36 protein-coding genes are annotated in these 24,683 nt (G+C 38.9%); 5 read left to right on the top strand and 31 right to left on the bottom strand.

Annotated features, from left to right (window positions below):
• Positions 1-88 precede the first annotated feature (88 nt).
• Together EUI_RS0109860 and hflX are read left to right on the top strand one after the other, a co-directional pair.
• Positions 89-754, top strand: coding sequence for a histidine phosphatase family protein (locus EUI_RS0109860; RefSeq protein WP_010687991.1), 666 nt, complete (start codon positions 89-91; stop codon positions 752-754).
• Between the two features lie 197 nt (positions 755-951).
• On the top strand, positions 952-2,250 hold the full coding sequence (hflX, locus tag EUI_RS0109855) for a GTPase HflX (RefSeq protein WP_010687990.1): 1,299 nt from the start codon (positions 952-954) through the stop codon (positions 2,248-2,250).
• 104 nt (positions 2,251-2,354) lie between these two features.
• On the opposite strand, the gene EUI_RS0109850 is transcribed toward hflX, so the two are convergent.
• Positions 2,355-3,311 (bottom strand): Dyp-type peroxidase, encoded by a 957-nt coding sequence (locus tag EUI_RS0109850; RefSeq protein WP_010687989.1) that lies wholly within the window; start codon positions 3,309-3,311, stop codon positions 2,355-2,357.
• Between the two features lie 185 nt (positions 3,312-3,496).
• Between EUI_RS0109850 and EUI_RS0109845 the strand changes: the two genes are divergently transcribed.
• Positions 3,497-4,858 carry an MFS transporter gene (locus EUI_RS0109845; RefSeq protein WP_010687988.1) on the top strand — a complete coding sequence of 454 codons (1,362 nt, stop codon included), beginning with the start codon at positions 3,497-3,499 and terminating at the stop codon, positions 4,856-4,858.
• Positions 4,859-5,370: 512 nt separating this feature from the next.
• On the opposite strand, the gene rpsI is transcribed toward EUI_RS0109845, so the two are convergent.
• The 6 genes from rpsI to EUI_RS0109815 all read right to left on the bottom strand — a co-directional run bounded on the left by rpsI (position 5,371) and on the right by EUI_RS0109815 (position 9,758).
• Positions 5,371-5,766, bottom strand: a complete 396-nt coding sequence (gene rpsI, locus EUI_RS0109840; RefSeq protein WP_010389963.1) for a 30S ribosomal protein S9 — start codon at positions 5,764-5,766, stop codon at positions 5,371-5,373.
• A gap of 18 nt (positions 5,767-5,784) precedes the next feature.
• Positions 5,785-6,228, bottom strand: a complete 444-nt coding sequence (gene rplM / locus EUI_RS0109835) for a 50S ribosomal protein L13 (protein ID WP_010687987.1) — start codon at positions 6,226-6,228, stop codon at positions 5,785-5,787.
• Positions 6,229-6,462: 234 nt separating this feature from the next.
• The gene (truA, locus tag EUI_RS0109830; RefSeq protein ID WP_014947696.1) at positions 6,463-7,230 is read right to left on the bottom strand and encodes a tRNA pseudouridine(38-40) synthase TruA; all 768 of its coding nucleotides are present in this window, start codon (positions 7,228-7,230) and stop codon (positions 6,463-6,465) included.
• Positions 7,231-7,304: 74 nt separating this feature from the next.
• Positions 7,305-8,111, bottom strand: a complete 807-nt coding sequence (locus tag EUI_RS0109825; protein WP_010687985.1) for an energy-coupling factor transporter transmembrane component T family protein — start codon at positions 8,109-8,111, stop codon at positions 7,305-7,307.
• Entirely contained in the window at positions 8,104-8,961 is an 858-nt protein-coding gene (locus tag EUI_RS0109820; RefSeq protein WP_010687984.1) for an energy-coupling factor transporter ATPase, read from the bottom strand. The genes EUI_RS0109825 and EUI_RS0109820 overlap by 8 nt, the downstream gene beginning before the upstream one ends.
• Positions 8,937-9,758 (bottom strand): energy-coupling factor transporter ATPase, encoded by an 822-nt coding sequence (locus EUI_RS0109815; RefSeq protein ID WP_010687983.1) that lies wholly within the window; start codon positions 9,756-9,758, stop codon positions 8,937-8,939. Before EUI_RS0109815 ends, EUI_RS0109820 begins: the two co-directional genes overlap by 25 nt.
• 187 nt (positions 9,759-9,945) lie before the next feature.
• Here EUI_RS0109815 and EUI_RS0109810 point away from each other — a divergent pair, with 187 nt between their 5' ends.
• Positions 9,946-11,616, top strand: a complete 1,671-nt coding sequence (locus EUI_RS0109810) for an FAD-dependent oxidoreductase (RefSeq protein ID WP_010687982.1) — start codon at positions 9,946-9,948, stop codon at positions 11,614-11,616.
• A gap of 93 nt (positions 11,617-11,709) precedes the next feature.
• The gene (locus EUI_RS0109805) at positions 11,710-12,708 is read left to right on the top strand and encodes a polyprenyl synthetase family protein (protein WP_010687981.1); all 999 of its coding nucleotides are present in this window, start codon (positions 11,710-11,712) and stop codon (positions 12,706-12,708) included.
• Between the two features lie 61 nt (positions 12,709-12,769).
• Here the strand turns inward: EUI_RS0109805 and rplQ are convergent, their stop codons facing one another.
• From rplQ to rplB, 24 genes are all read right to left on the bottom strand, one after another.
• A complete protein-coding gene (gene rplQ, locus EUI_RS0109800; protein ID WP_010687980.1) occupies positions 12,770-13,153 on the bottom strand; it encodes a 50S ribosomal protein L17 in 384 nt (127 codons plus the stop codon).
• A 38-nt stretch (positions 13,154-13,191) separates the two neighbouring features.
• A complete protein-coding gene (locus EUI_RS0109795; RefSeq protein WP_010391467.1) occupies positions 13,192-14,136 on the bottom strand; it encodes a DNA-directed RNA polymerase subunit alpha in 945 nt (314 codons plus the stop codon).
• 46 nt (positions 14,137-14,182) lie between these two features.
• Entirely contained in the window at positions 14,183-14,569 is a 387-nt protein-coding gene (rpsK, locus tag EUI_RS0109790) for a 30S ribosomal protein S11 (RefSeq protein WP_010391465.1), read from the bottom strand.
• A 130-nt stretch (positions 14,570-14,699) separates the two neighbouring features.
• On the bottom strand, positions 14,700-15,071 hold the full coding sequence (rpsM, locus tag EUI_RS0109785) for a 30S ribosomal protein S13 (RefSeq protein ID WP_010687979.1): 372 nt from the start codon (positions 15,069-15,071) through the stop codon (positions 14,700-14,702).
• Between the two features lie 76 nt (positions 15,072-15,147).
• Positions 15,148-15,267: a 50S ribosomal protein L36 gene (gene rpmJ, locus EUI_RS0109780; RefSeq protein WP_002816013.1), complete on the bottom strand. Its 120-nt coding sequence runs from the start codon at positions 15,265-15,267 to the stop codon at positions 15,148-15,150.
• Between the two features lie 45 nt (positions 15,268-15,312).
• Positions 15,313-15,528 (bottom strand): translation initiation factor IF-1, encoded by a 216-nt coding sequence (gene infA, locus EUI_RS0109775; protein WP_002816015.1) that lies wholly within the window; start codon positions 15,526-15,528, stop codon positions 15,313-15,315.
• Positions 15,529-15,633: 105 nt separating this feature from the next.
• Positions 15,634-16,197, bottom strand: a complete 564-nt coding sequence (locus EUI_RS0109770) for an adenylate kinase (RefSeq protein ID WP_010687978.1) — start codon at positions 16,195-16,197, stop codon at positions 15,634-15,636.
• Positions 16,190-17,524 carry a preprotein translocase subunit SecY gene (gene secY / locus EUI_RS0109765; protein ID WP_010687977.1) on the bottom strand — a complete coding sequence of 445 codons (1,335 nt, stop codon included), beginning with the start codon at positions 17,522-17,524 and terminating at the stop codon, positions 16,190-16,192. Before secY ends, EUI_RS0109770 begins: the two co-directional genes overlap by 8 nt.
• The gene (rplO, locus tag EUI_RS0109760; RefSeq protein WP_010687976.1) at positions 17,524-17,958 is read right to left on the bottom strand and encodes a 50S ribosomal protein L15; all 435 of its coding nucleotides are present in this window, start codon (positions 17,956-17,958) and stop codon (positions 17,524-17,526) included. The genes secY and rplO overlap by 1 nt, the downstream gene beginning before the upstream one ends.
• A 28-nt stretch (positions 17,959-17,986) precedes the next feature.
• Positions 17,987-18,169: a 50S ribosomal protein L30 gene (gene rpmD / locus EUI_RS0109755; protein ID WP_010391454.1), complete on the bottom strand. Its 183-nt coding sequence runs from the start codon at positions 18,167-18,169 to the stop codon at positions 17,987-17,989.
• 11 nt (positions 18,170-18,180) lie between these two features.
• Positions 18,181-18,687, bottom strand: coding sequence for a 30S ribosomal protein S5 (rpsE, locus tag EUI_RS0109750; protein WP_010391452.1), 507 nt, complete (start codon positions 18,685-18,687; stop codon positions 18,181-18,183).
• Positions 18,688-18,706: 19 nt separating this feature from the next.
• Positions 18,707-19,060, bottom strand: a complete 354-nt coding sequence (rplR, locus tag EUI_RS0109745) for a 50S ribosomal protein L18 (RefSeq protein ID WP_010687975.1) — start codon at positions 19,058-19,060, stop codon at positions 18,707-18,709.
• A gap of 94 nt (positions 19,061-19,154) precedes the next feature.
• Positions 19,155-19,691, bottom strand: a complete 537-nt coding sequence (gene rplF, locus EUI_RS0109740; RefSeq protein ID WP_010687974.1) for a 50S ribosomal protein L6 — start codon at positions 19,689-19,691, stop codon at positions 19,155-19,157.
• A 24-nt stretch (positions 19,692-19,715) separates the two neighbouring features.
• Entirely contained in the window at positions 19,716-20,114 is a 399-nt protein-coding gene (gene rpsH, locus EUI_RS0109735) for a 30S ribosomal protein S8 (protein ID WP_010687973.1), read from the bottom strand.
• A gap of 142 nt (positions 20,115-20,256) precedes the next feature.
• The gene (gene rplE / locus EUI_RS0109730) at positions 20,257-20,799 is read right to left on the bottom strand and encodes a 50S ribosomal protein L5 (RefSeq protein WP_010391489.1); all 543 of its coding nucleotides are present in this window, start codon (positions 20,797-20,799) and stop codon (positions 20,257-20,259) included.
• 23 nt (positions 20,800-20,822) lie between these two features.
• The gene (gene rplX / locus EUI_RS0109725) at positions 20,823-21,131 is read right to left on the bottom strand and encodes a 50S ribosomal protein L24 (RefSeq protein ID WP_010391490.1); all 309 of its coding nucleotides are present in this window, start codon (positions 21,129-21,131) and stop codon (positions 20,823-20,825) included.
• Between the two features lie 23 nt (positions 21,132-21,154).
• Positions 21,155-21,523, bottom strand: coding sequence for a 50S ribosomal protein L14 (rplN, locus tag EUI_RS0109720; protein WP_010391491.1), 369 nt, complete (start codon positions 21,521-21,523; stop codon positions 21,155-21,157).
• A gap of 52 nt (positions 21,524-21,575) precedes the next feature.
• Positions 21,576-21,842, bottom strand: a complete 267-nt coding sequence (rpsQ, locus tag EUI_RS0109715) for a 30S ribosomal protein S17 (RefSeq protein ID WP_010687972.1) — start codon at positions 21,840-21,842, stop codon at positions 21,576-21,578.
• A 22-nt stretch (positions 21,843-21,864) separates the two neighbouring features.
• A complete protein-coding gene (gene rpmC / locus EUI_RS0109710) occupies positions 21,865-22,071 on the bottom strand; it encodes a 50S ribosomal protein L29 (protein ID WP_010391493.1) in 207 nt (68 codons plus the stop codon).
• A complete protein-coding gene (gene rplP / locus EUI_RS0109705) occupies positions 22,071-22,484 on the bottom strand; it encodes a 50S ribosomal protein L16 (protein ID WP_010391495.1) in 414 nt (137 codons plus the stop codon). Before rplP ends, rpmC begins: the two co-directional genes overlap by 1 nt.
• A gap of 14 nt (positions 22,485-22,498) precedes the next feature.
• Positions 22,499-23,170: a 30S ribosomal protein S3 gene (gene rpsC / locus EUI_RS0109700; RefSeq protein ID WP_010687971.1), complete on the bottom strand. Its 672-nt coding sequence runs from the start codon at positions 23,168-23,170 to the stop codon at positions 22,499-22,501.
• Positions 23,170-23,526: a 50S ribosomal protein L22 gene (gene rplV, locus EUI_RS0109695; protein ID WP_004899456.1), complete on the bottom strand. Its 357-nt coding sequence runs from the start codon at positions 23,524-23,526 to the stop codon at positions 23,170-23,172. Before rplV ends, rpsC begins: the two co-directional genes overlap by 1 nt.
• A 16-nt stretch (positions 23,527-23,542) precedes the next feature.
• Positions 23,543-23,824: a 30S ribosomal protein S19 gene (gene rpsS, locus EUI_RS0109690; RefSeq protein WP_010391499.1), complete on the bottom strand. Its 282-nt coding sequence runs from the start codon at positions 23,822-23,824 to the stop codon at positions 23,543-23,545.
• A gap of 17 nt (positions 23,825-23,841) precedes the next feature.
• Positions 23,842-24,675, bottom strand: coding sequence for a 50S ribosomal protein L2 (rplB, locus tag EUI_RS0109685; RefSeq protein ID WP_010391500.1), 834 nt, complete (start codon positions 24,673-24,675; stop codon positions 23,842-23,844).
• Positions 24,676-24,683: the final 8 nt, after the last annotated feature.

Below are 24,683 nucleotides of genomic sequence, written 5' to 3'. Positions count from 1 at the left end.
AATATATTCACACGAACACATATTGGAGCAATAACAACTGCTCCAATCTATCATATATTTTACACATGTGATGTACATACCCACAATTATGGCTATTAATCTTTATATTGTTCGACATGGCGAAACTTACTTTAATTTTTTACATCGTTTTCAAGGTTGGTCAGATGCCCCATTAACATCAAAAGGTATTCAACATGGGCTAGATGCAGGCTCAAGATTAGCTAATATCCATTTTGATGGTGTCTACTCTTCTGATTTAACACGTGCTATCCACACTGCACGTTACATTTTAAAAAATAATGCATCCCACTCTCCTGTTGAACCACATGAACTGCCTGATTTTCGAGAGCAATTTTTCGGTTCGTTTGAAGGTATCGACAGTGAGATTGTTGCAATGACGCTTAGTGCGTATACAACCAAAACTTTTACCACCTACTCAGACCTTATAACTGAGTATGGCATGGCTGAAACGATGAACACAATTAGATTAGCAGACCCGTTCAATTTTGCAGAAAATGATGAACAATGGTGGACACGCGTATCTCATGGATTTGATGATATTCGTGATCGCCATCAGGATGGCGACAATATTTTAATCGTATCACACGGCACAACAATTCGAGGCATTGCAGACAAATTAAATCGGCACGATCTTGCAGGTGATGCTGTTAAAAATGGTGCCCTCATGCAAATTGAATTACTACCAAATTCAGCAAATATCTCTCGTTTTAATGATGATACAACAGTTTTTTAATGGACAATATCCTCAAAAACTGTTAGACTAATATTAACTTAAATAAAGGAAGTGCAATGCATTGTTGATTAAATTTTAAGATTCCGCATACGAAGGTAACTTGACTATTTTTGTATGTACATCTTGAGATTGGTTTGCAATTTTGCCTTCAACATGTCAAAATGCCCCCAGTCTCATATACACTGGAGGTTTTTTTTATGGCACAGCAACACTCAAATATTGACACACCCCGCCAGGTTTTTCTAGTCGGATTAACCGCAAGCAATACTAACTTAACTTATGAATTAGAAGAACTGGCAAACCTGACAACAGCCAATAACTTAGAGCCAGTTGAAACATTTACACAAAAGCTTGAAAGACCTAATCCTGCCACATATTTTGGTAAAGGAAAGGTAGAAGAACTAGCTGAAGCTGTTAAAACTTATGATGTTGATATGATTGTTGCAAATGATGAGTTATCCCCTTCACAGATTCGCAACTTAGAAAAAGCAACAAACGCAACTGTCCTTGATAGAACCGGCCTAATTTTAGATATTTTCGCACAACGAGCGCAAACAAAAGAAGCCAAACTACAAGTTCAGTTAGCACGACTACAATATCAACTGCCGCGCTTACGTACCAGTATGTCTGTCAGCTTAGACCAACAAACCGGTTCCGGTGGTAGTGGTTTCACCTCTCGTGGATCCGGTGAGACTAAGTTAGAAGAATCTCGTCGTCGTATTACTGCCCAAATGGTTCATATTCGTCAGGACTTATCTGACTTAAAAAAAGGTGATACCACTAGGTCTGCGCGTCGACAAGAAAATGACTTACCAAATGTTGCCTTGGTCGGTTATACCAACGCGGGCAAATCCACTTTAATGAATCGTCTACTTGAAAGATTTGGTGTCGGATCCGACACAGCAGATTCTAAACAAGTTTTCGAAAAGGATATGTTATTTGCAACTCTCAATACAACAGTCCGACAATTGACTTTGCCAGATAAAAAACAATTTTTATTGAGTGATACCGTTGGATTTGTTTCAAAATTACCTCACAACTTGGTCGCAGCCTTTCAGTCAACTTTGCAAGAAGCTGCAAATGCCGATCTCTTGTTACATGTTGTTGATGTGTCCGATGAACATCACAAAGACATGATGGCGACCACCGAAAAAACACTATCTGAAGTCGGTATCACTGATATACCTATGATTACAATTTACAATAAAGCTGATCGTACCGAACTAACCTATCCTGAACTATCAGGGGAAAATGCTATTACAATTTCAGCGCTGGATTCAGATTCCCAAACAGCGTTAATTGATTTAATTAAAAAACACATCTTTAACGATGTTGAAATAGTTACCTTACACATTCCCTTTGATCAAGGTGCTGTACAGGCCAAATTAGCAGCCAATCATACCTTCTTATCCGAATCATACGACGAAACAGGTTCACTCCTAACTGTCGAACTTTCAAAATTAGAACGTGAATTATTTGTAACATATATTATTTAATGAGTTTATTTTTAAAAAACGAAGCGCTGATTTGATGTCAACGCTTCGTTTTTTTAATTTGTCAATATTATGTCACTGAAACATAAAATTCCCCATTTTAATGATTAATCATTAAAATGGCCATCAGCAATTTCAGCTAAAGTATCACGAGAAGGAATAAAAAAAAGTTGACCAGATAAAATATCGGAAAAGCTTAACAGAAAATCAGATTTTTCAAGCATATTTTCCAACATGCCTTTTGTAATTGACCAATGACGTGAATAACCCATGAAGTAAGTGCCAGTTTTACCAGATGCTGGTTCTGAAAATGGTACGTTCATTCGAATAATTTTTTGTTCTTCACCATCCTGTTCTAATTTAGAGGCAACATTATGGGCATTTTGAAGCTTATCTTCATCTTTCAACTCAATGTCAGTAAATTTTTCACGACCAACAGCCTTTTCTTGCTCTTCAGTCTTAAGATGTTGCCAGATGTCCATATTATGAAGCCATTTTTGTGCGAAAGCATATGATCCATTAATAAATTCTTTATCTTCTTCACCAACCAGCGCATATGGCGCTGCATCTTCAACAGCTGGTGCTTCTGTCCCATCTATAAATCCAATAATTGCGCGTCCTTCAAAATAACGGAAACCTTTTGTCTCATCGACAACTGTAGTCACTTCTCTTAAAAAGCGCATAAATTGTGTCTGTGCCTCATACACAACAGCTTCATTACTGGCACGAATATGAAAAAAGATATCCCCCCCAGTCGCTGGCATACTGTATTGTGGTCCTGATAATGATTCATAAGTTTCTAATTCAGCCGGTTTTGGTTGATTAGGAAATAAATAATCCCAAGCAGAGCTGCTGAATCCAAAAGATACCTTTAATTCTGATTCAGCTACTTTTGAATCACGAATCCTCAAAGATCGAATAATAGCTTGAGAACGATCAGCAAATTCCTGAATTGCTTCTTGTACTGCAACTTGATTTGTTCGTTTTAATTTTAAAACAGTGAATTGAACATGCTCACCAATATCTTTCCATACATCTTGTGCTTTTGATGGTTCGATTACCATTTTTAATTCCTCCGAATACTTATTCTTACTCTATAGTACATCACATTTTATTTTTTATCAAGAATGGTTCTAAATTAAAGCTACTATCATTTTTATTTGCTTTGTTTTATCAAATCTCTATCAGGTTGAAATATCTAATGAACTAGTTTAGAATTATTATAAACAATACCAAAAAGGAAGCCATTATGTTTAAAAATATACGCCAATTAACCCCATTTTCCCTGATGCTGCTATCAATTTCATTTATTATGTCAATTAGTCAGTCCACAATGACCACAGCCTACCCAATTTTAATGAGAAATTTTAACGTGAGCGCAACAACAGTACAATGGCTCACAACAGGTTTTATGGTGGCAATGACACTGGTTATGCCACTAAGTCCTTGGCTACTAGACAATGTACATTTGAAGCCTCTATTAAATAGTATTGTCACCATCTTTTTAATTGGTACTGCTATAGCTATGTTGTCAACAAATTTTTTAGGCATTATTATTGGCCGATTACTTGAAGGTATGGCTGTAGGTGCTTTATTTCCAACATTTCAAAGCGTCATCATGGAAAATACAACCAAAGAACAACGCGGTCTCACAATGGGCGTTGTTGGACTCGTGATGGGATCAGCGCTAGCTGTGGGTCCTATTATTTCTGGTGTTATTTTACAATGGGTGTCTTGGCGCGCATTATTTGCTTTGTTTTTCTTTACCTTGTTAATTTTAATTATTGCTTTCCAACACTTAATAAAAAACACACATTCCCTTAACCAATCAAACTTTGACTGGTTATCTGCCACAACACTCATTGGTTTTGGTGGTATTTTATACACTATTGCTAGCCTACCTAGCACCGGATTTAATTTAACATCATGGCTTATTTTTATAATGAGTATTCTCCTACTGTTTGTTTTTGTTGTACGTCAACAAAAACAATCTCAACCATTTTTAAATTTAACCGTATTTAAATATCAAGGCTTTTTACCTGGTTTAATCCTAACCGGCATATCTTACTCCGGTTTAATCATTGCAACCGTATTGATGCCACTTTTTTATCAACGTGTTTTTTATTTATCCCCACTGTGGTCAGGGTTATTAATGGTGCCAGCGGCAATTTTTCTCAGTCAACTCAATCCGCGTGCAGGCCGTTTGTTAAATCAAATTGGTTTGAAGAAGTTAGTTTATATTGGTATGTCGATGATGATCATCGGTTACGCCTTACTGGCCCTTGCCGGAACGATTTCTTGGTTTTATGGGCTAGTCGCTGCTATGTTGTTAGAAGGCGGTAACGCGTTTGTTATGATGCCATCTGTCACGGCCGCTAACAATGCTTTACCAAAAAATTTAGTCAGTCATGGCACAGCACTCATTACAACCATGCGACAAGTTATTGGTGCTAGTAGTGTTGTCGTAGCGACTATTTTAATGACTTTTTTCAATGAACACGTTTCAATTGGTCAATCATTAGTAAAAACAAGCGGTTGGTTTATCATTGTGCCAATTATTGGCTTGTTATTAGCCACTAGGCTTCATAGCCATTCTCAAAAACAATTATGACTGTAACAATTGTTATATTTGATTTCATTTTTAACACAAAAAGTTGTTACGCACTGGATTACTAGAATATGCGTAACAACTTTTTGTATCGACATTTGTGCTGTAAAATAAAAGATATTGCTACCTTAATTTGCTTATTTGACTGCGATAGTTCACCGTACTTATAGTGATACTATTCATTAATTTCAAAAAAAATTTACTGCTCCCTACTGTCAAGCCCTAACTAATAGTTTCTTCGAAGTTTAATCTCCAATCTAGAACTGCACGTCTTTGAGACGACTAGTCCCAAACAACTACTTAGTTTGTTAACTGACGCTGAAGAAAATCAACTCCTATATTTACTTAGAAAAATTAAATGATGCCACAAAAAAAACGCCTTAGTCTCTATGTCAACAGACATTTTAGAGATTAAGACGTTTTTAATCATTATAACCGATATGATCACAGGGATTTAAATGTAAACAAAAACCCCGTCATGACGGGGTTTAAGCCAGTTTCTTGGCGATAAAATATTAACGCTTTGAGAATTGAGAAGCCTTACGAGCCTTCTTCAAACCTGGCTTCTTACGTTCCTTCATACGTGAGTCACGAGTCAACAAACCTGCTGCCTTCAATGCTGCACGAAAATCAGGATCTACTGTCAACAACGCACGGGCGATACCGTGACGTGTTGCACCAGCTTGACCAGAATAACCACCACCAATAACATTAACTAATACATCATAATTTCCCAATGTTTCAGTTGTGTTAAATGGTTGCAAAACAACTTCACGCAAGTTAGCGAAAGGAATATATTCTTCGATTGACTTGCCGTTCATTGTGATTTGGCCATTACCTGGAACCAAACGCACACGAGCAACTGAGTTCTTACGACGGCCTGTGCCGGCATATTGTACTGCTGTAGCCATAATTTAGATTCTCCTTTCTTAAATCAACGTGTTGATGTCAAGTGCTTCAGGTTGTTGTGCTGCATGACCATGTTCTGATCCTGCAAACACGTGCAAGTTCAAACCTTGCTTACGACCCAAAGTGTTCTTTGGCAACATACCGTGTATTGACAATTCAAGCAACTTTTCAGGGTTGAATTCACGATAGTTTCCAGCAGTGCGAGCCTTCAAACCACCTGGGTGATTTGAGTGATGGTAATAAATCTTATCAGTGGCTTTTTTACCAGTCAACTTAATTTCGCCTGCATTAATAATAATAACATGGTCACCCATGTCAACGTTTGGTGTAAACGTTGGCTTGTTCTTTCCACGTAAAATTGAAGCTACTACTGTTGACAAACGTCCCAAAACGACGTCTTTGGCATCAATAATATACCACTTCTTTTCTATTTCACCTGGTTTTGCTAAAAATGTTGTACGCATGTTTGCGCTCCTTTGATTAGTTGTTTACAGGCGTGACCGTTCCTTGTCACGCAATGACAATAAGTTTCCGGGGCTTATCGTGAGGTAAACAATACCATTTACAATCTTACCGAAAATAAGATGATTTGTCAATAATTTAAACTAAAATTATTAGTTTAAATTAAACGTATGACGTCTTGATTATTTTTCAATAAAAATGATTTTTAAACTGATCACTTAACTCATTTCGGTAATTTAATCATAATAAATTTCATCTAAATACAAGCCACTCGCAGGAGCAGTGAATCGCGCCTGTTCTCTGTCTTTAACTGCTATTAAACGGATAATATCGTGCACGTCACGTCGACCGTTACCAATCTCTAACAAGACACCGACCATAATTCTAATCTGATTATACAGGAAGGCATTTCCTTCAAAAGTCAAAATCAGCTCTTGATCGTCGTTGTTCACCTTAATATCAGCACGCGTAATCGTACGTATCGTCGTAATCGTTTGATTGCCAGATGCTGCAAAACTGGCAAAATCATGTTCTCCCAACAAATCAGGTAAGGCTATTTTAATACGTTCAACGTCCAGTTTCCAATGAAAATGTCCAGTATAAAAACGTTTAAATGGGTCTGTAAAATCCTGGGTAGATACCCGATATACATAGCGTTTAGCATGTGTATTAAAGCGCGCGTGAAAATCATTTGCTACTTGATCGACAGATCGAATGATAATATCTTTTGGCAGCAGCGTGTTAAGTCCCTTACGCACGCCAATAACATTAATATCAAATGGTAAATCAAAATGCACAACTTGTCCAAAAGCATGCACACCAGTGTCGGTGCGAGACGCACCGACTACTTTAATGGCATGCGTTGGATTTTTAGCCATTTGATTGACTGCCTTGTTCAACTCGCCTTGTACCGTCCGTTGTCGTTCGACGCCATCCTTAGTTTGAACTTGAAATCCAAAAAATCCTGATCCGTCATAAGAAACTATCGCCTTATATCTTGGCATATGATTTAGCAGTGTACCAAATTTTTTTAGCACACTTTCCCTCCACTAATTTAGCACACAGATCACCTTATCAATTATCCGTGAAGCCATGTTTTAATTACAAAAAAAATGATTACAAACCCAATAAGAGCAGTAAATGCCACTTTATCTATTTTTTGATAACTCAAAATACGATATTTAGTGCGTTGCACAGCATCTTTAAAGCCACGCACCTCCATCGCATTAGCTAAGTCTAAAGCCCGTTGTAGTGCCCCTATAAAGAGTGGGATTAAAAGCGGAATAATAGCTTTAGCACGTTTAATTGGTCCACCTGTTGAAAAACTCATGCCACGAGATTTTTGTGCATTCATAATTTTTTGCATTTCATCCATTAATAATGGTACAAAACGAAGAGCAATGGCCAACATTAAAGCTAATTCTGCAACTGGGACGCCAATTTTTTTGAATGGACTAAGCAGCGACTCTAGTGCATTGGCAATGCTCGTTGGTGGTGTTGTCAGTGTCAAAATTGTGGACATTAAAATAATCAACACAAAACGTACCATCACATAAATGGCATTTAAAATACCTGGTACTGTGACTTGGAACGGACCTACACTAAATAATATGGGCGTTCCTGGTGTAAAGAGTAGCTGTAAAATAACAGTAAATAATATCAACCAAAAAATTGGTTTTAAGCCATCCCAATACAGTTTGAATGGTTGATCTGTTAATTTAACCAATGCCACAACAAATGCTGCTGTCCAAGCATATGTTTGCCAATTATTAGCCCAAAGCATCACAATAATATACACAAATGTCACAATCATTTTTGTGCGTGGGTCAAGACGATGTACCCATGAATTACCTGGCACGAAACGACCAATCATAATGTTATTCATGACTAACCTCCGCATTTATCAAATCAGCTAATTCATTTAAAGTTAAAGGACGTTTAGACAAAATAATACCCTCATCTCGTAGTTTTTCTGCTAACTGACCTGCTTTGGGTAGATCTAATTTCATTGTCTTAAACCATGTGATATCCCGATTAAACAATATTTGTGGGGATTCCTGTGCGACCACACGCCCTTCATGCATAACAATAACATGATCTGCTACTGCAACAACATGATCCATTTGATGTGAGATGATAATAATCGTCTTACCTAATTTTTTGAGTTCTAAAACTAATTGTAATAATTCGCCTTGTCCTTTAGGATCCAAGCCAGCAGCTGGTTCGTCCATTACCACAACGCTCGGGTCACTAGACAATGTACCAGCCATTGCAACGCGTCGCATCTGACCGCCTGACAATTCAAATGGGGATTTCCCCCACAAACCTCTCATAACGCCCGTGCGTGTTAAAGCACGCTCTGCAGCCAACTTAGCCTCTGACTTTGTTGCCCCAAAATTTACAGGCGCATACATAACATCTTCTAAAACAGTATTAGCAAATAACTGGTTTTCAGGAAATTGAAAAGCAATACCAACGCTCTTGCGTAGTTTTACTAATTCTTTTTCCTTGGTATGACTCGTTAATTCAAAATTATCTACGGTAACACGCCCACTAGTTGGTTTTAAGAGACCATTAATATGCTGAATTAATGTTGATTTACCAGAGCCTGTTTGCCCAACAACTGCAGTGACTCGACCCGTTGGCATCTCTAGTGTCACATCGTGTAAAATACTTTGAGCCAATGTTGTGCCTGCACCGTAACTGAAATTTACTTTTTCAAATCTGATAGCCATTTTATTAATTCTCTCTCATCTAAATAACCATCAGGTTTTGGATCTAATCGCACTGCTAGTTCACCAACAAAGGGTAATTCTAATCCATTGTGGTGCATCACATCACATTGACTAAACACTTCTGATGGCGAACCATCTAAAATAAGTTGTCCATCATTAATGACTACGACTCTGTCTGCTAACATTGCTTCATTCATGTCATGCGTAATTGTGATAAGTGTTAGCTCTGATCCAAACCGCTGTTTTAAATTCTGAAGTGTTGCCATGACTGTTGCACGACCATCTGGATCAAGCATCGCCGTAGCTTCATCCAAAATAATAATTTTTGGTTGTAAGGCTAAAACACTCGCCAATGCCACTCGTTGTTTTTGCCCACCAGACAGCATGTGTGGCTCTCGATATTTGAAATCTTGCATCCCAACTATCGTTAACGCTTCATCGATCACTTTAGGCATATCACTACTTGGCATTTCTTTATTTTCTAAACCAAATGCGACGTCATCAGCGACAGTTGCACCAACAAATTGATTATCTGGATTTTGAAACACCATACCAATTTGCTCACGAACATGGTGAACTGTATCAATACGCAATTGCTCACCAAAAACCGTAATGGTGCCATTGTTCGCTTCAATTAATCCTAAAATCAATTTAGCCAAAGTTGATTTTCCTGAACCATTATGGCCTACTAACGCCAACCACTGGCCAGCATCGATTTCCAGATTAAAGTCATCAAACACAGTATCATTATCATCATAATTATATTTTAAATTGTTTATTCTAATTGCTTGAGTCATTAGTCCTTATTTTATCATAGGTTGTACCATTTATACTATATTTAATTTATTGCGCTCTCAATGTCCACAATAGATATTTCACAAAGAAACTTTATCGTAAACCCTTTTAAAATAACGATAATTGGTCTATAATTAAATAGACATTTCACAATAATACGAGATAATTCACAAAAGGAAGAAAATAGTCATGGCAGAAAAAAATATTGTCATCGTTGGCGCTGGCTTCGGTGGCGTGTTTGCAGCAAAAACTTTATCAAAGAAGTTAAAATCACACAAAGAATACAATATCATTTTAATTGATAAGCATTCTTACTTCACATACATGACCGAATTACATGAAGTTGCATCTCAACGTGTTGCCCCAAAACACGTGCAAGAGGACTTAGAACATCTCTTTTACCAAGATAAAAACGTCAAATTGTTGACTGCCGAAGTTAATGGTATCAACAAAGAAGACAAGTTTGTCAAAACAACACATGGCGATATTAGCTATGAAAAGTTAATTTTGGCAGTTGGTGGACAATCTAATGACTTTGGTACACCTGGTGTTAAGGAACACGGATTCGAAATGTGGTCAATGGAAGAATCTCTACAGATTCGTAACCATATTGAAAATATTATTGGTCAAGGTGCCGCTGAACTTGATCAAAATAAGCGCGAACAATTATTAACAATTGCCGTTGTTGGCTCTGGATTTACTGGTGCTGAATTAATGGGCGAGTTTATCGAGCAACGTAAGGTACTCGCACAAAACTATAAATTAGATGAAAAAGAAATTAAACTAGTCTTACTAGAAGCTGCACCAACAATTTTGAACATGCTAAAGGATCGTAATTTAGCCGACAAAGCGTTCAAATATATGAAAGATAACGGTGTTGAGATTCGATTAAGTGCCAGGGTAACAGGTGTTGACGAAAACGGTGTTATCTTCAAAGATGGCTCAACTTTACCAACCAAATCATTAATTTGGACTGCTGGTGTTAAAGCTAAGTCATTTATTTCTGATTGGGGATTCAAATACGGCCGAGGTGGACGTATTGAAGCAGATGATTATATGCGTGCCACGCTTGATAACGATGAGTCAGCACAAGATATTTATGTTGCTGGAGACACGTTATCATATGTTGACGAAAAAACAGGTCCCGTTCCTCAAACCGTTGAAGGTGCCGAAAGCGCAGCGCGTGCAGCAGCACATAACATTTTAGCAGATTTTGGTTTTGGTAAAACAAAAACATTTTCTGAGGCTGTTAAATACCATGGTTTTGCCGTTTCTATCGGTTCCCATTTCACAGTTGCTAGTTTAATGGGTTTGAATTTTTCAGGATTTTTTGCAAGTATTGCCAAACACGGTATCAATTTATTTTTCTACTCACAAATTCGTTCAATGTATTCAATTTTTCATTATGTACTGGATGAGTTCTTCCGTACTGAAAACGGTCGTAATCCATTTAGAGGTACCATCTCCCGTCTTGGTAATGTATTATGGTCAACACCACTCCGCATATTCCTTGGACTCTTCTGGATTTTAGCAGCGTTAGGAAGTCTTGGTAGTTTAAACAGTTTATTTTGGCAACATGATTTAGTAAGTTTTATTGAAATAATTACAGGCGCGGGTATTTTAATTGGTTTATTAACTTGGCCCTTGGCCCTTGTTTCAATTATTTTAGCTATTACCGCTTGGTCAGTAAATGGATTTGATGTGATCCACTTGTTCTTAATTCTCTCGAGTATTGCTGTTATGAATGGCTCTGGTCGCGGGTTTGGCCTAGACTTTTATGTGATTCCATTACTACAAAAGCTATTTGGTGGTCTTTGGTATGGTAAAGCAAAATCATTGTACGATGAATTAGATAAATAAGTTATAATAATAATATGCGAGAATTAATTTTCTCGCATTTTGTACATAATATACGTATACTTGTGTATGCATGAGAGAAGTAGAGAAATTGACATGGCAACACCTACCTTACCTAAAATTTGGGAAACTTTCCCCGAACTATCCGAACCACTACACGCTATTTTAGCTGAAATGTCTGCCAGCTGGCATATTGGCTTTGATGAAATTGATCGTGCAATTCGCTCACAATTAAATGCTGGTAAACTTGTGCGCCCGGCGCTCACACTTATTTTTTCACAATTATCAGATCAAGATTATAATAAAAGCGCAATATCTCTTGGCGCAAGTGTAGAATTGCTACATCTGGCAACTTTAATTCACGATGATGTTATTGACGAATCAAAGCTTAGACGTGGACATGAGAGTATTCAAAGTCAATTTGGTAAAGACACTGCCGTGTATGCTGGTGACTATTTACTAACGGGCATGTTTTCTCTGTTAGATAGTGCTGATAAGCCTGTCGCAAATAAACTAGCTTTAACAGCCTTACAAGAAATTTTATTTGGCGAATTGGTTCAAAAACAAAACCGTTATAACCTTGATACAACTTTCCCAACTTATTTTTCTCAAATAAAGGGCAAAACAGCAGCACTTTTTAAACTTAGTGCGACTTTTGGATTGGTTAGTAGTAAATCCTACAACACCGAATTATTAGAAACAGTTAGTAAACTTGGCGAAAATATTGGTATTACATTTCAATTATTAGATGATTACTTAGATTTTGAATCAATTATGGACAATTTATCATTAGGCAAGCCGATCGGCCAAGACATTAGGAATGGTATTTATACGGCTCCAATATTATTTGCTCTAGCCGATAGTAAGGTAAATGAATCTGTAAAATCCTTACTACTTAAACGCGATGAAATTTCCGATACAGAAATGGTTTTACTACATGACTTGATTATTAGCAGCAATGCAATGATTAAGTTAGAAGCCTTACTTACGGAATATAGCGAATCACTCATTGCACTAATTACTGCACTACCTAATGTAGGTATGCAAAATCAACTCAATCAACTCAGCCAATTATTATTAAATCGGCATAATTAAAAAAGTCCTTGCAAGTTACAACTTGCAAGGACTTTTTTAAAGTTAACTTTTTTAATAGTAATTAATCAACAAGTTCCAAGATGACCAATTGCGCGGCGTCACCACGACGTTGGACAGTCTTGAGAATTCGTGTATAACCACCATTACGTTCAGTAAAACGTGGTGAAACATCGTCAAAAAGCTTTTGTAAAGCTGATTGCACTTTAACATTATCGCCTTCTTCAATCACATCCGCAACTTCGTTACGAACAAAGGCAGCGGCTTGACGACGAGCGGCCAAGTCACCACGCTTACCTAATGTAATCATTTTATCAGTAGTCTTACGAACTTCTTTAGCGCGAGCTTCAGTAGTTGTGATACGCCCGTTAATCAAAAGATCAGTGGTCAAGTCACGCAACATAGCTTTACGTTGTGAAGATGTACGACCCAATTTACGATATGGCATTGGTGAATCCTCCTTTATTAATAATTTAAAGACATGTGTTAATCTTCCTTACGGAATCCTAAACTCATTTCAGTAAGTTTTTCTTGGATTTCGTCAAGTGATTTCCGACCGAGATTACGCACCTTCATCATGTCTGCTTCAGTGCGATCCGTCAACTCAACAATTGTGTTGATACCGGCCCGTTTGAGACAATTATAAGAACGCACCGACAAATCCAAATCTTCAATTGGTGCAGAATCCGAAGCACTAACTGCAACGGGTTCTACTTCAACCATAACATTAGCTTCAGCTGCAACTGGAGAAATATCCATGAACAAGTTTAAGTGTTCTGCCAAGATTTTTGAACCAAGGCTCAATGCATCACTTGGTTTAATTGAACCATTAGTCCAAATATCAAAAGTGAGCTTATCATAATCATCACGCGAACCGACACGTGTATTTTCTACATGGTAGTTCACACGTTCAATCGGTGTATAAATAGAGTCAACTGCTAAAACACCAATAGGCATTTCGTCACGCAGTTGTTTATTTTCGTCAGCTGATGAGTAACCCCGACCTTTAAATGCCGTGATTGTCATATGAAGTGACTTACCTGCCGCTACGGTAGCAATATGTAGATCAGGATTCAAAACTTCAACATCAGCCCCTGCTTGCAAATCTGCAGCAGTGACATCAGCAGGACCTTGAATATCAACTTCAAGGCTTCGTTCTTCATCTGAATCAATTGCCAACACAACTTTCTTTAAATTCAAGATAATTTGTGTTACATCTTCAACGACACCATCCACTGTTGAAAACTCGTGAACAACGCCATCGATTTGAACTGTATTAACAGCTGCGCCTGGAAGTGAAGACAATAAAATACGACGTAATGAGTTACCTAACGTTGTACCGTATCCACGTTCAAGAGGCTCTATGACAAACTTGCCATAGCGGGCGCCCTCTTCGATGTTATGAATATTTGGCTTTTCAAATTCAATCATCTGTAATTCTTACCCCTTCTTTCAAAGCAAGAGCAATGAAAATCAATTAAACACGACGACGCTTTGGTGGGCGTGATCCGTTGTGGGGAACTGGAGTAACATCTTTAATTGATGTTACTTCCAAGCCAGCTGCGGCCAAAGCACGGATAGCTGATTCACGGCCAGAACCTGGTCCCTTAACAGTAACCGCAACAGTGCTCATGTTCATTTCCATGGCACTCTTTGCTGCTGCTTCCGCTGCCATTTGAGCAGCGAATGGTGTTGACTTACGACTTCCTTTGAAGCCAAGTGCACCAGCTGATGACCAGGCAACTGCGTTACCCTGGACATCAGTAATCATGACGATTGTGTTGTTGAATGTTGAATGAATGTGAGCCACACCAGCTTCAATATTCTTTTTCACACGACGCTTACGCGTTGTACGACCTGCCATAATGTTTGCCTCCTTTTCAATACTTTTGTATAATTTTTCGGGTTAATTTCTTAACCAACAATACGCAACTGTGGTTGCGATAATCATTTGTCATATCGATGAGGATACAACAGAAAAAAATAATTTTAAATTATTTTTTTCTACCAGCAATTGATTTAGCTGGGCCTTTACGTGTACGGGCGTTGTTCTTGGTGTTTTGTCCATGAACGGGTAACCCTTTACGATGACGAATGCCACGGTATGAAGCGATTTCTTGCAATCCTTTAATATCCAATGATACTTTACGACGCAAGTCACCTTCAAGTTGTAAGTCCAACTTGTCAACTGTTGCACGGATGGCATCTTCTTGATCTGCTGAGAGATCACGAACACGGACGTCTTCTGAAACGCCTGCTTCAACCAACACTTTTTGTGCAGTATTATTACCGATTCCGTAGATGTAAGTTAAGCCAATGACAATGCGTTTGTCACGTGGCAAATCAATACCTGCTATACGAGCCATAACAATTTACCTCCTAATTAGTATTTTGAAAATGACAATTATGTCTATTTACAATAATTTTTAGTGTGCTGAAAAATTACTTTCCAGCGCGTTGCTTATGCTTTGGGTTAGCTGAGCATATGATCATTGTGCGACCATTACGCTTAATAACACGGCAAGCATCACACATCTTTTTAACTGATGGGCGTACTTTCATAATCGATTCCTCCTATTCGGTTAACTGATTATTCCAAATCACTTCTTAACGGAAACGATAAGTAATACGACCTTTTGTTAAGTCGTACGGTGACATTTCCACTGTGACACGATCACCTGGCAAAATTCGAATAAAATTCTTACGAATTTTACCTGAAACATGCGCTAAAATAACCGCCCCATTTTCTAATTCTACTTGGAACATCGCATTTGGTAAAGTTTCTTTCACTTTACCTTCAATTTCGATGACATCGTTGGCCATGCACTTAACCTCCTGTGCTAATAATGTTCAACATTGCTGATAAGTGCTTAACCTATCAAATTATACCAGAAATACTGGTACTTCTCAATGTAATTTTAGAAACTTTCATAAGCTATCTAAAACATTTCTCACATCATGATACACCTCAGTCAGTTCACGACCGCCATCGATTGTGTGCAAAATACCTGCTTTTTTGTAATAATTTACTAAAGGCAAATTAGCTGCTTTATTGACTTCTAAACGGTTGTCAATAACTTCGGGTGTATCATCTGCGCGCCCACGTCCCAAGAGACGTTCGCGCAATAATGAATCAGAAACTTTAAAGTAAAGCGTAGCCAAAATTGATTTTCCAGTTTCAGATAAGTAGTCATCCAAAAATTCAGCTTGTGCCTCATTACGTGGATATCCATCTAACATGAAACCATCTGTTTCAACATCTGCTTGACTTAAACGATCAGCAACCATTGCGTTTGTAATCTCGTCAGGAACTAGGTTTCCAGCATCCATATATTCGCGTGCTCTTTCACCCAATTCTGTATTATTAGTTAAGTTCGCTCGGAAAATATCTCCTGTTGAGATGTGTACCGTTGCGTAATCCTTAACAATAAAGTCTGCTTGTGTACCTTTACCGGCACCGGGCAAACCCAACAAAATTAAATTTTTAACCATTAGTTGCCTCCCGATTTGCTAACTGATTTTTGGTAATAAACCCAATATAATTTCTTTTTTGCATCAAACCATCAATTTGCCTGATTAAATCTAGTGCAACACCAATGGCAATAAGCAAACTAGTACCACCCAAACCTATTTTTTCATTTAGACCCCAAATATTTGAGGCAATAAGTGGTACCAATGCAACAAACCCTAAGAAAATTGATCCAACAAAGCTTAAATTTAACAGTAATTGTGAAACAAACGATTTTGTCTCATCACCAGGACGAACACCAACAATGTATGCCCCTTGCTTTTGCAAATTTTCAGATAGTTTTTCTGGATTAACTTGCACAAATGCATAGAAATAAGTGAATACAATAATTAATACAGTATACAAAATCGCACCAGGCAATGTTGTCATACTAAAAATTTGTTGCAACACTTGATACCATTGCGCTGATGCATATTTTTCTTGAAATGCCATCATAATTGTTTGCGGTGTACTAATAAATGATGAGGCAAAGATTACTGGAATAACACCTGAAACATTAACTTTCAGGGGCAAATATGCTTCGCTGCCATATGAGGTTGCAGAACGTGTGTACTGCATTTGTAACCGACGTGTTGCCTCATAAAACCATGTTGTAACTGCAATAACTAAAATCATTGCTATAACTAACACAATCATGAAAACAATACCATTGGTTAAATCACCTGATCCAGCTTGTAATATATTTTCTCGAAAAATTTCATACAAACCTTCTGGTGCTTGCGCAATAATTCCGGCAAAAATAATCATAGAAACACCGTTTCCAAGACCTTTTTCAGTAATCATTTCTCCAAGCCACATGGCAAAAAAAGTTCCAATAGTCATAACCGATCCAATTATAACAAAAGACATCGCATTATTCGTTTGATTAACTAAACCATAAGCAGAAAGTGAATTGAATCCTGCTGTAATACCAACAGATTGGACAAAAGCAAGTACAAGTGTTAACCAGCGTGTGGCGTTGTTCAACTTTCGTCGTCCAACTTCCCCTTGCTTACTCCATTCAACAAAGCGAGGCACGATATCTAATTGCAAAAGTTGCACAACAATTTGTGCCGTCACGTATGGTGAAACACCCATTGCAAACAATGAATAATTCATCAAGCCACCACCAGAAAAGATATTTAAAATATTCATCAATCCTGAGTTAGCCATATTCGCCATAGCTGATGGGTTGACACCTGGCACAGTAATATGTGTCCCAATTCTGTAAATAAACAAAATTAGAAGTGTCCAGCCCATCTTTCTACGAATATCTTTTTCACGTACTGCATTAAATAACGTGCGTAGCATTAAATCACCTCAGTCGATCCACCGGCTTGTTCAATAGCAGCCTTAGCAGCGCTTGAAAACTTATGAGCCTTAACAATTAGCTTTTTGTCAAGTTGACCAACAGCCAAAATTTTGATCCCTGATTTTTGGTTTTTAACAATACCATTCTCAATCAAAAGTGTTGGTGTGATTTCTGTGCCATCTGTAAATATATTTAACTTTTCCAAGTTAACCACAGCAAATTCCTTGCGTGAAATGTTTGTAAATCCACGCTTAGGAATACGACGGTACAAAGGCATTTGACCACCTTCGAAACCTAAACGCACTTTGCCACGGGCTTTTTGACCCTTTTGACCACGTCCAGATGTCTTACCGTTTCCTGATGACGTACCGCGACCGACACGGTTACGTAACTTGCGTGAACCTTCAGCAGGTTGTAATTCGTTCAAGTTCATCTTTCGGTACCTCCTATTTTAATTGTTATTACTTTACTTCTTCAACACTTACCAAATGTGCAATATGAAAAATTGCGCCACGGGTAGCTTCGTTATTAGGCTTCACCACTGAGCTAGATACACGGCCAAGTCCAAGAGACTTAACAATCGTGCGTTGCTTAGGTAAACGATGAGCCACACTCTTAATCAAAGTGATTTTCAAATCAGCCATTTTATCGCTCCTTATTCAGCCAAGTGTTCCAAAGAAACACCACGCAAAGCTGCTACTTGTTCTGCATCTTTTAAGCTTGTCAAAGCATCAAAAGTTGCACGAACAACGTTAACTGGTGTTGATGACCCAAGTGACTTCGCAGTCACATCTGTGATACCTGCTAATTCCATAACAGAACGTGCAGCACCACCAGCAGCAACACCTGAACCTTCTTCAGCTGGTTTGACCAAAATCTTACCACCGCCCCATACGCCAAGAACGTCGTGAGGAATAGTTGTAGATACTGTAGGAACAGTGATCAACTTGCGCTTAGCATCTTCAATAGCTTTACGGATAGCTTCAGGAACTTCCTGTGCTTTACCAGTACCGAAACCAACGTGTCCTTGCTTGTCACCTACGACAACCAACGCTGCAAAACGCAAACGACGGCCACCTTTGACAACTTTCGTAACACGATTAATAGCAACCACGTTTTCTTCTAACTCACCAAGTGACTTAGGGTTAACGAATTCAACCATTTTTATATTCCTCCTTTCTTTAGAACTTCAAGCCGTTTTCACGGGCTGCTTCTGCCAATGCTTGAACACGACCATGGTACAAGTAACCACCACGATCAAAGATAATATCTTCTAATCCTGCAGTTTTCCCACGTGTAGCGATCAATTCACCAACTTTAGTTGCTTGTTCTGTTTTTGTACCTGATACTTCTGTATCATGGCTTGAGGCACTTGCTAGCGTTACACCCGCTACGTCATCAATTAATTGCGCGTAGATGTTTGCATTAGAACGAAATACGTTCAAACGTGGGCGAGCAGCAGTACCAGAAATCTTACCGCGGACGCGCTTATGACGCTTTACGCGAAGCTTATTTTTATCTGGTTTTGAAATCATAGCTGTGCTTTCCTTTTCTTATGGCTTATGCCATTATAAATTTATTATTTATGATGAAAATAACACTGATGAAGTAAGAGAATATAATATTCTTTTACTTACCAGTCTTACCTTCCTTACGACGAACAATTTCGCCTTCGTAACGAATACCTTTACCTTTATAAGGTTCAGGTGAACGTACGGCACGAATTTCAGCTGCCAAATCCCCAACACGTTGCTTTGAGATACCTGAAATTTTAATAGTCAATGCATCGGGCACTTCAACTGTCAAATCTTCACGTTCTTCAAAGTCAACGGGATGTGAATAGCCAACAGCCAAAGTCAATTTCGAACCTGACTTTGCTGCGCGATAACCAACACCGACAAGCTTCAAAGTTTTGGTGAATCCATTAGAAACACCTTCAACCATGTTAGCAACGTTTGCACGAGTAGTACCATGCAAAGCTTTTGTCTTGTTGTCTTCACTTTGACGTGAAAACGCTACAGTAGTACCTTCAACAGACATTGAAATTTGTGAAGCAATGTCACGAGACAATGTTCCCTTCGGTCCCTTAACAGTAACAACAGTACCTTCTTGAGATACTTCAACATTTGTTGGCAATGTAATTACTTTATTTCCAATACGGCTCATGGTAAGTCTCCTTTCTTAGATATATTACCAAACGTAAGCGAGAATTTCGCCGCCAATTTGCTTTGAACGTGCTTCTTTGTCAGTAATAACACCAACTGAAGTCGAGATAATAGCAATACCTAACCCATTCAAAACCTTTGGTAATGAATCAGATTTAGCATACTTACGCAAACCGGGCTTTGAGATACGCTTAATTCCTGTAATCACACGATTACGTTCTTCACCGTACTTCAGAAATACACGAATAACACCTTGCTTGTTATCTTCAATGTACTCTACGTCGCGGATAAAACCTTCTGATTTCAAGATTTCAGCGATACTCTTTTTAATTTTCGATGCTGGAATTTCAACAATTTCGCGGTGAGCCAAATTGGCGTTACGAATACGTGTCAATAAGTCAGCAATTGGATCAGTCATAGACATCTATCGATATCCTCCTTTAATTTTTGAACGAGACATAATTAAATGACACGCTCTTAACTATTATAGACTATTTCAGTCAATTACAGTTAAAAACGTGTCACTCTATTTAATTTTAAGAGCGACAGTCGTTTTTAGAATACAATTACTTAGTAAATGGCATTCCTAAGAGTGTCAACAATTCACGACCTTCTTCATCGTTTTGTGCTGTTGTAACAACAACAATATCTAATCCGCGAACGCGGTTAACTTTATCAAAATCGATTTCGGGGAAGATTAGTTGTTCACGAATACCTAAAGTGTAGTTACCTCGACCATCGAAGGCCTTTGATGATACACCTCGGAAATCGCGAACACGAGGTAATGAAATGTTAATCAACTTGTCTAAGAATTCATACATACGCTGCCCGCGCAATGTAACCTTAGTTCCGATTGACATACCTTCACGCAAACGGAAACCAGCGATTGATTTCTTTGCCTTTGTGATAACTGGTTGTTGACCAGCAATCAACTTCAATTCTTCAACCGCTTCATCCAAGTTCTTAGAGTTTGAAACCGCATCACCAACACCCATATTAAGAACAATTTTATCGATCTTAGGAGCTTGCATTGGTGATTTAAAGCCAAACTTTTCGATTAAAGCAGGTTGAACTTCATTAACATATTTTTCTTTTAATGCGTTAGCCATGAAAATGATTTCACCTTTCAAAATTAGCCTAGTACGTTACCAGACTTTTTAGATACGCGAACTTTTTTGCCTTCTTCAATTTTAAACGCAACTTTAGTTGGTTCATTAGTTGAAGGGTCAAGCAGTTGCACGTTTGATACGTGGATAGGTGCTTCAATATCGATAACACCACCTTGTGGGTATTCGTTAGAAGGCTTTTGATGCTTCTTAACGATGTTCACGCCTTCGACAACTACGCGATCTTTTCCAGCAACAATCTTAGTAATTGTGCCTTCTTTTCCCTTATCTTTGCCGGCAATGACGCGAACCTTATCACCTGTTTTTACAAACATGTTTTGGCTCCTCCTTGTCAGTATTAGAGCACTTCTGGTGCCAATGAAACGATACGCATGAAATCACTGTCACGCAATTCACGTGCAACAGGACCAAAAATACGTGTACCAACTGGTGACTTATCTTCCTTCACGATAACAGCGGCATTTTCATCAAAATTGATGTATGAACCATCTGTACGACGAACGTCAGAAACAGTACGAACGATAACAGCCTTAACGACGTCACCCTTCTTTACGTTACCACCAGGGATAGCTTGCTTAACTGTAGCAACAATCATGTCACCTACACCTGCAAACTTACGGCCTGAACCACCGAGCACTTTAATCGTTAAGATTTCACGTGCGCCAGAGTTGTCAGCCACTTTTAAACGACTCTCTTGTTGAATCATGGTTCTTCCTCCTTAGTTAGCAATTAATTACGACGATTTAGTACCGAACGAATTAGAGAACTACTGCCTCTTCAACGATCTTAACCAAACGGAAGTGCTTAGTTGCAGACAAAGGACGTGTTTCCATAATTTGAACAATATCATTCATCTTAGCGCTATTGTTTTCATCATGGGTTTTAAACTTCTTCGTGTACTTAACTCGCTTGCCATAGACTGCATGTGTTACATAAGTATCAACAGCGACAGTAATTGTCTTGTCCATCTTATCTGAAACGACACGGCCTTGGTAAACTTTTCGAGCATTACGTTCTTCACTCATTTTTCAGCTTCTTCCTTTCGTCTTATTTACTGGCGTTTGCCAATTCTTGTGCACGAATAACTGTTTTAACTCGTGCGATGTCCTTACGAACTTGTGCGATACGCGCCGTGTTTTCAAGTTGACCAGTAGCCAATTGAAAACGTAGGTTGAATAATTCTTCCTTGAATTCGGCTTCGCGCTTTTGCAAATCCGCAAGTGACAATTCTTTCAATTCACTTGCTTTAGCCATTATTCAGCCTCCCGAGCAATAATCTTTGTACGTACAGGCAACTTGTGTTGTGCCAAACGTAATGCTTCACGTGCAGTCGCTTCAGAAACTCCTGCCACTTCAAACATTACCTTGCCACGTTTAACTGGTTCTACCCAACCTTCGGGTGCACCTTTACCGTTACCCATTCGAACACCAACACCTTTAGATGTATATGACTTGTGGGGGAAGATTTTAATCCAAACCTTACCTCCACGTTTCATATAACGTGTTATTGCAATACGGGCAGCTTCAATTTGACGACTTGTAATCCAGCTTGATGTTGTTGCTTGTAAGCCAAAATCACCGAACGTTACCATCTTTCCACCTTTTGCTTCGCCACGCATGTGACCACGGTGTACACGACGGAATTTAACACGCTTTGGTACTAACATGTTCGCTTCCCTCCTTACTTACTGTTCTTTTTTTGTGGTAAAATATCACCACGATAAATCCAAGTTTTAATGCCCAAGTTACCATAAGCAGTCATTGCTTCGTCCCATGAGTAGTCAATATCAGCGCGTAAAGTATGCAAAGGCACAGTGCCTTCAGTATACTGTTCAATACGGGCAATATCTGCACCATTCAAACGACCTGAAACCATAACTTTTATACCCTTGGCACCTGAACGTGTTGCACGTTGGATTGCGCCACGCATTGCACGACGGAAAGCCACGCGACGTTCTAGGTCACCAGCAATTTGTTGCCCAACTAAGTGTGCAGACAAATCAGGCTTTTTGATTTCAACGATGTTGATGAAGACACGCTTTGAGCGTCCCTTTTCATCAACATCAGTCAACTTAGCCAACTGTGTACGAAGCTTTTCAACCTCAGAACCACCTTTACCAATAACCATTCCTGGCTTGGCAGTATGGACAGAAACATCAACACGTGATTTCGTGCTGCGTTCGATTTCGATGCGATCAACTGCGGCGTCAGCTAAGTTCTTTTCGATATACTTACGAATACGTAAGTCTTCGTGAAGTTGGTTAGCATAATCAGCCTTGTCAGCAAACCACTTTGCATCCCAGTCGCGAATAACGCCGACACGGAATCCAGTAGGGTTAATCTTTTGACCCATTACTTTGCCTCCTTCTCAGCAACCACAATAGTGATGTGACTTGTACGCTTGTTGATAGGTGAAGCAGAACCTTTGGCACGAGGACGGAAACGCTTAAGCGTTGGTCCTTCATTAGCAAAGGCTTCCTTCACGATAAGATCTTCTCGGTCTAATGAGAAGTTGTTTTCAGCATTAGCAACTGCTGAGTTCAAAACCTTGTAAATATCTTCAGTAGAAGTGTTAGGTAGGAACTTCAAAATTGCATATGCTTCGTTAACGCTCTTACGACGAATTGTATCAAGAACTAGGCGTGCCTTACGTGGGGCAACGCGAACGATCTTAGCTGTCGCGCGAGCTGAAGTAATTTGTTCAGCCATTTTTCAATTTCCTCCTTTATTTTTTAACAGTCTTCTTATCATCAGCTGTGTGGCCTTTGAATGTACGAGTTGGGACAAATTCGCCCAACTTGTGGCCAACCATGTCTTCTTGTACAAAAACTGGAACGTGCTTGCGTCCGTCATAAACGGCAATTGTAAAGCCGACAAAGCTTGGGAAGATTGTTGAACGACGCGACCAAGTCTTGATCACTGACTTCTTCTCAGAATCCGCTTGCGCTTCAATCTTCTTAAGCAAGTGTGGGTCCGCAAATGGTCCCTTTTTTAAACTACGAGCCATTAGTTATCTCCTTTCCCTTACTTACTCTTACGACTGCGAACAATAAGCTTCGTTGAAGCCTTCTTCTTATCGCGAGTCTTCTTACCAGCAGTCTTCTTACCCCATGGTGACATAGGACTTGGACGACCAACTGGTGCTTTACCTTCACCACCACCGTGCGGGTGATCGTTAGGGTTCATTACTGATCCACGAACGTGTGGACGCTTTCCACGCCAACGGTTACGACCAGCCTTACCCCAGTTAATTAATGAGTGTTCTGCATTACCAACTTCACCAATTGTTGCACGGTTAGTTGCCAAAACCAAACGAACTTCGCCTGAAGTCAGACGAACGATGATATACTTACCATCTTTACCCAAAATTTGTGCTGAAGTACCAGCCGAACGTGCTAACTGTCCGCCCTTACCAGGCTTCAATTCGATGTTATGAATCAAAGTACCTTCAGGGATATTACTTAATGGCAAGGCATTGCCGGGCTTAATATCGGCATCAGGACCAGATTGAACTTTATCGCCAACCTTCAATCCTTTTGGCGCCAAGATATATGATTTAATACCATCTTCATAAACTAACAAAGCAATGTTTGCAGTACGATTTGGATCGTATTCGATAGCTTTAACAGTAGCTGTCTTATCATCTTTGATACGTTTGAAGTCTACCAAACGGTAGGCTTGCTTGTGTCCACCAGCATGGTGGCGAACTGTCATACGACCAGAATTGTTACGAGCTCCAGTTTTTGACTTTTTGGCCAACAAACTCTTTTCGGGCGTTGACTTCGTGATTTCAGCGAAATCTGAAGTCGTCATGTTACGACGTCCGTTAGAGGTTGGCTTATACTTCTTGATAGCCAATGTCTTAT

It is taken from the genome of Leuconostoc gelidum subsp. gelidum KCTC 3527 (assembly GCF_000166715.1).
Lineage (GTDB): Bacteria > Bacillota > Bacilli > Lactobacillales > Lactobacillaceae > Leuconostoc > Leuconostoc gelidum.
The sequence above is the reverse complement of the archived record's forward strand: the minus strand, read 5'-3'. Positions and strand labels throughout refer to the sequence as shown.